The sequence below is a fragment of the Priestia endophytica DSM 13796 genome (assembly GCF_900115845.1).
GTDB lineage: Bacteria > Bacillota > Bacilli > Bacillales > Bacillaceae_H > Bacillus_I > Bacillus_I endophytica.
This window is the reverse complement of the sequence record NZ_FOXX01000007.1, coordinates 281,962-287,978: the sequence shown is the minus strand read 5'-3', so window position 1 is coordinate 287,978 and position 6,017 is coordinate 281,962. Positions and strand designations below refer to the sequence as shown.

At 34.7% G+C, this 6,017-nt stretch carries 4 protein-coding genes; all 4 read right to left on the bottom strand.

All coding sequences use genetic code 11. From position 1 onward, the window contains the following. Window positions 1-95: type A2 lanthipeptide (locus BM012_RS27245; protein WP_139210346.1), on the bottom strand; the 95-nt coding region annotated here is incomplete at its 3' end. 28 nt (window positions 96-123) lie between these two features. After that, a complete protein-coding gene (locus BM012_RS15215) occupies window positions 124-2,265 on the bottom strand; it encodes a peptidase domain-containing ABC transporter (RefSeq protein ID WP_061803390.1) in 2,142 nt (713 codons plus the stop codon). A 15-nt stretch (window positions 2,266-2,280) separates the two neighbouring features. Then, on the bottom strand, window positions 2,281-5,433 hold the full coding sequence (locus BM012_RS15210) for a type 2 lanthipeptide synthetase LanM family protein (protein WP_061803389.1): 3,153 nt from the start codon (window positions 5,431-5,433) through the stop codon (window positions 2,281-2,283). A 152-nt stretch (window positions 5,434-5,585) separates the two neighbouring features. Further along, complete coding sequence (locus BM012_RS26100; protein ID WP_074842839.1) at window positions 5,586-5,762, bottom strand: hypothetical protein; 177 nt, start codon at window positions 5,760-5,762, stop codon at window positions 5,586-5,588. Window positions 5,763-6,017: the final 255 nt, after the last annotated feature.

The window sequence follows — 6,017 nt, the reverse complement described above, 5'->3', positions numbered from 1 at the left end:
GTGACTGTCCAAATTGCTCTTTCTTCTGCTCCACCCGCTAATTCCTTTAACTCTTGCTCTGATACTTCTTCAATTGCTTTAACGTTCTTTTTCATTTGGTTTCACCTCCTTTCAAGTGGTGTTTTAATCTCCGCTCACTAAATATTGTTTATTTTTCTGCTTCACAAGAGTTACTTTTCCTTCCTTAATCTCATAAATAGAGTCAGCATGCTGAAGCCAGTCTGTTCGGTGTGTAATAGCAACTACGGTAATTTGTTTATTATAAATATTTTGCAAGACTTTTGTTTCAGTTTCCTTATCTAAGTTGCTTGTCCCTTCATCAATAAGTAAGATCTGAGGCTGTTTTGCTAATACTCTCGCAATAGCAATTCTCTGTCTTTGACCTCCTGACAAACTAATGCCATTTTCTCCAATAACGGTGTGATACCCCATTGGCATTTTCATAATATCATCATGAATACAGGCTTGTTTGGCAGCCTCAACGGCTGATTCATCAGACACGGTTTCACTGAAATATTTGATATTATTTAAAATGGTATCGTTAAATAAATTAATATCTTGAACAATAAAACCCATCGTTTCACGCAGTTTCATCAAGTTAATTTTTGTTCTTTCTTGATTTCCATAGTGAATTTCACCATCTGTTGGTTCATATAAGCCTGAGATGACTTTTAGAAGGGTTGATTTTCCACTTCCTGTTTTACCGACAATCATCATCTTTTCTCCTGGATGAATTTCCATATGAGCTTTTTCAAAAATATAACTTTCTTTTGTGTAGCCAAATGCTAAGTCTCGAATAGTAATGGAATCTTGCTTAGCATTAAACGTATAAGGTTGATCTTGATTAAGCTGTTCATCATCTTCCTGCAACACAGACTCTACTCGATCGACCATTTCTTCCACCATTTTAATAGACTCTAAACTACCGATAATAGAGCCAAGCGGCGTCATAAATCTACTAGCAATACTAGAAAAAGCTACAATAGCCCCAATTGTTAAGGCAGACTGCCCTTGCCACCATACTCCCACCGTTAGTACAAGAAGAGGTAGAGATAAATTAACCGAATTTGAAATTGCTCCTAACAAAGACGAATAATGCATTCTGCCTGAGAAATGATTCAGTTGATGATTAAACGAAGATTTCATTCCTTCTTCAATTGTATCTGTATTACCAATTGTTTTAATAAATGTCATAGATCTTAATACTTCTACAAGCTGCGTTTGGAAATGTGCCTGGCTATTTACTTCTTGTTTTGTGTACGTTTCTATTTTTGGTAAAAGATACTTTGTACTAAGCACTTGAACAAAGGCTCCAGCAAATACAATGACAGATAAAACCGGTGAATAAAACAACATCACAAAACAAAATACAATAAGAAGACTAATATCTAGGATTAAGGTAGAAGCAAGTCTTGAGATGACCTCTCTAATCACAGAGATGTTATTAATTCGCGTTGCAATATCTCCAACTGAATTGACTTCAAAGAACTTTAATGGCAGTGAGACAATCTTTTGAATAAAATGATTTGTCATATTTTTATTAAGATAAACTTGCAGCTTAATAATAAACAGCATCCTTACAAATGAAAGGATAAAGAACAATACAACAGATAAAATAATGAATAGTGAAAGCATATTAAGGGAGATGGACTCTGCTTTCCCTTCTAAAAATGAATCTACAATATACTGAGTCAAAAAGGGCGTTGCTAAGTTTAAGATTTGGAAAATAAAAGAGAGTAGGATAATATAAGAAATTAACTTTTTGTTGTTAAAAAGGTATTTTCCAATTTTCATAAATGAATGTTGTTCTTTTACAGAGGAAAGAGATTCTCCTTTAGATTGGACATCCTTTTTAACATGAATAGCAACCCCGCTATAAGCTTCCTGAAATTCATCTAAAGGAATATCCCTGCGACCTGAGTCAGGATCAATGATCAATGCTTTTTCGTTGTCCATTTTTTCGAGAACAACAAAATGATTATGATTCCAGTGCAGGATAACAGGGAAATCTTTAACAAGATGAGCTAAGTTCTCAAGCTGAGTTGTTCGATAAGCCTTAAAGGTATAGCCGTATTTTACAGCGGTCTCCTTTAAAAAGAATAAATTTGTTCCTTCACGTCCAATAAAATCTCTTCCACCTCTAAAAATTTTAGGGTTTAATCTAAGTTTCTCTTCACCGCTCATTACAATGGCTAAACAGGTAATTCCACAATCATATTTATTTGTTTGAAGAATAACAGGAAGCTTTCTTTTTCGTTTTGTCATTTTGCTTTCCCCTCTTTAAGAAGGTAGGTTAACTTCCAAAGTTAAAAGGTTCGGTAGTTTATCATGATAGGCATAAATCATGCCATATACCATGCCAGCAAAACCTACCATTAGATTTGGTGTTTCTGCAGTTTTTCCAATTCCACATTGGTAAGCACCGTTTTCTTTGCTCATAATACTTTCTGCTAACAAGTTTCGAGAAATCTGAATCATCTTTTCATCTTTCATTTTTCGGCCGTAGTCTAGTAAAATCATTGAATTCCCAACATCTCCATGACATAAGCTTTGCTCTCTCCCGAATCCATCTACAAAAATTTTACCTAAGGCCTTATCCATATCAGCTTGAGCTTGCTCTGCTACCTGTGGGATTGAAGAGTTACTTAATTCAATTCTGCTAAGTAGGATTCCTGGTGCTCCATGACACCACGCAGAAGATGCTGCTTCTTCCTGAGGTTTTCTAAGATCTATCCAATTTCCGTTAACACAATAACTGTTTTCAAATTTCAATCCTTCTTTAATCCCCTCTTCTACTTCTTTCTCAGGGCAGTGCTGATAGAAGAGATGAAGTGCAAAAATAATACCAGCGTTTCCATGAGAAAACCCTGTGAGGGGAATTCCAGCTACCCCTTTCCAAGTCAGTCCTTGTTCTGTTTTAATAGCTTGACTCAAAAGATGATTTGAACATTTCCGGGCTAAAAGCAACGTCTCGTTGTCGCCGGTCATTTCATAATAGCGGATGAGAACAACTAACGCTCCAGCGGTTCCACTGATAAGATCCAAATCTTTATCTTTCTCCACTAGTTCTGGAATGACCTTCGTTATCATTTTGGCACATGTTTTGTACTGTTCTTTTTTTGTAAGCGCGTAAAAGTTAAGAAGAGTATAAACAATAGAAGTAATGCCTGAAAAAGCCCCAATTGATATTTCTGTTTCGTTAGGTAAACCAGACTCAATATTTTCAAACCTTGACATAATATCTTTCATAATGTCTTCTGCTATATCTAGGTAGTTTTCATTATGAGTAGCCTGAAATAAAGCCATATACATCAGGGCCATCCCTGATAAGCCTTCATAGAGCATGTCACCCATCACCGAAACATTCCACTGAATTTCATCGACTCCTACTGGTGTTGTATTCATCCAGCTATACGTTCTTTTTCCATCCTCTATTCCTTGATAAGCTTCCTTAGTAATACGCATAGCTAACTCTTCCGCTTTATGAATTAAATAAGCTTTATGGTCCTTTTCTCCTTCGTATTGTGAGGGATCCTTTGAAACAAAGTGTTTAATAACTTCTTGACGATCATCCTCTGAAGCGAGCATTGATAACTCAATAATATTTAATTGAAACCTTAAATCTTCATCACTCAAATGTCCTATCTTACGTTTCACAAGGTTACTAGGTGTTTCCTTAAAATAGGAAGGAATCCTTTTTCCTCGTGAACTAAGAAGATTTGTAGAGTTTAGTCCTACCTTAAAATAAGGAATATCATTGTTCATTAAATCATTATGCTCATGTTTGATAAGTGGAACATATTCATCGCTATCTTTTGACTCTTCCCATAGTTTTGCAAGAAAAGCTTCGCGATCAATTGAATTGTGTAAAAAACGCGGATGAAAGCTTAGCTCTAAAAGAGAACTATATTTTACCGTTGGTCGTGCGATAAATCGGATATAAGTGTCTGCTTCCAATTTTTCAATAATCTCTATGAGCTTATTAGCATGTTCCTTGATTTTTAGAAACATTTGTTTAAAGCCTGCTTTTAAATCTTCTACATAGTCTTTTGCGTAAATTTGCTTTCCTTTTAAAACAGGATGATTCATAGAAGGATTCATTTCAATGAAGTTCCGTTCAATCTTCATATCATCTGAGTATTGATTAACAATTTGAGGAACTTTCATTACAGATTTCACTTTTCCCCTTCTTCCAATTCCGCTAATGTCTACATTCTTCCCTCCAAAAAAGAAAGGAAGAAGACCAAGAGAACGAACAGATGTATTCAATTTTTGCTGAGCTTTAAAATAGGCATCTTCCTTCACTTCCCTTTCATATGGAACATGAAATAAAGATTCAAGATCGATAAGCACAGGCTGAGAGCCATGCGCAATTAAATTTTCGGAATGAAAGTCAACAGCATTCAAAGCATATAAAAGCGCAATTTGGTTACCTAAGTTTTGGTAAAAAGCATGAATATCTATGCTCCTCTTACATTCTTCAAAATTGATATATTCAGCCCAGCCATAGTTCTCTCTCGCTAAAACTAGCGGCGTTTTAATTGTATAAGACTTATCTTTTATCTCTCCATCTAAGAAAGCAACAAGCTCATTATATAAGCAATCAACTTTCATATTTCGTGGCTTGTAGATTATCGTTCCTTGCTCAACAGAAACTTTCGCTACTTTGCGACCATCTGAATGCGAATCCCCGAGTCCTAGCTCAAATGTCATAATTTTATTGCTTTGTAATGATGAAAAAAATTTATTTGTAATGAGTTTATAATCACTGCTATAACGCTTAAGAAATTCCCCTATAAATTTTTTCACTTTTCTTATTTCATTAGCTATAATTCTTAGCAAACTTGGGTATACTGTAAAGAAGTGATAAACGTATGTGCTATCTGTTAATAAGACATCATTATAGTGCTCGTATTTCTCCTTCTTAGTCTCACCAACAAGATTTTCCTTTTCCCTTTGAAGATTCAAATCAAAAACAAGCGTTCGGTAGCACACTTTTAAAATATGTTGTTGAAACTGCTTTTCTATGTCATCTAGAAAAATAGTTTCTTCTAGAATATGTGACGTATGTAATAAATATTGGGGAGACATTTTTATAAGATTAATAAAATAAGACGCGATTTTTAAAGAAAAAGCATGAAACATCACTCTTTTATCAATTTGGGAAGAGTCAATTTTTTGTTTGGATATTCCTTCAGCAACATTTTTAAATACGCTTAGTTTAAAGTCGGATTTAGAAGTTTCTGTTTTGTAAAGTTTTTTCATTTGATCTAATGAGTCCACTGAAAGTATATGAGAAATGCTTTCATTTGCTAAATGAAGATCATTTTTGTACACAAGAGCAATATTTCGTTCAAAAAAAGCATCTTCATTTATATCGTTTTTATTGACTTTTTTCTCTTTACTCATTAAGATGTTGGTTAAGTTATTCATTTCGCTCACTCCTTATGTTTGGAAAGAGAGGTACTGGCATACCCCTCTTTTAAATATAGAAGTACACTGACCATATTTAAACGCTATAGTGTTTTATGTAGCTACCCGTTTACAAAACTACTATCGTTTAAAAACGGCCATCTTAGGAGTTACTAGCACCAGCACGTGTGAGTAGGACAAATACTGCATTCCCAAGTAATTGTACACTGGTGTCCATCGTTACCTTGTGAAATGCCTCTTTGTTCTGCTCCACCGCTAATTTCTTTAAGCGCGATTTCTTCTAACTCCTCTTCTAACTTTCCAGCAAATCCATAAAGTCTTTCTTCCATATTTGCCACCTCCTAATAATTTAGAAATTAATGGGTTTTAATCCCATTTCTTTTACCATCAATTTCTATATTTTTATATTAATACAAATTTTCTCAAAATTCAGCGAAAGGTTTCATTCGGAAAACCGCATTCTTTTTGCGGTCTTTACAATGATAGATTGCAATAATCTGCATACTGCTGTTCGGTAGCGCAAATATAAAAAAAGAGCAGGAACCCTATTAAGAGTTCTTGCTCTTTTATATTTCCCGCTTGTC

Excerpts from the sequence above, each read along its gene's own strand:
- BM012_RS26100 (WP_074842839.1), bottom strand. The coding sequence starts at position 5,762 with ATGGAAGAAAGACTTTATGGATTTGCTGGAAAGTTAGAAGAGGAGTTA.
- BM012_RS15210 (WP_061803389.1), bottom strand. The coding sequence starts at position 5,433 with ATGAATAACTTAACCAACATCTTAATGAGTAAAGAGAAAAAAGTCAAT.
- BM012_RS15215 (WP_061803390.1), bottom strand. The coding sequence starts at position 2,265 with ATGACAAAACGAAAAAGAAAGCTTCCTGTTATTCTTCAAACAAATAAA.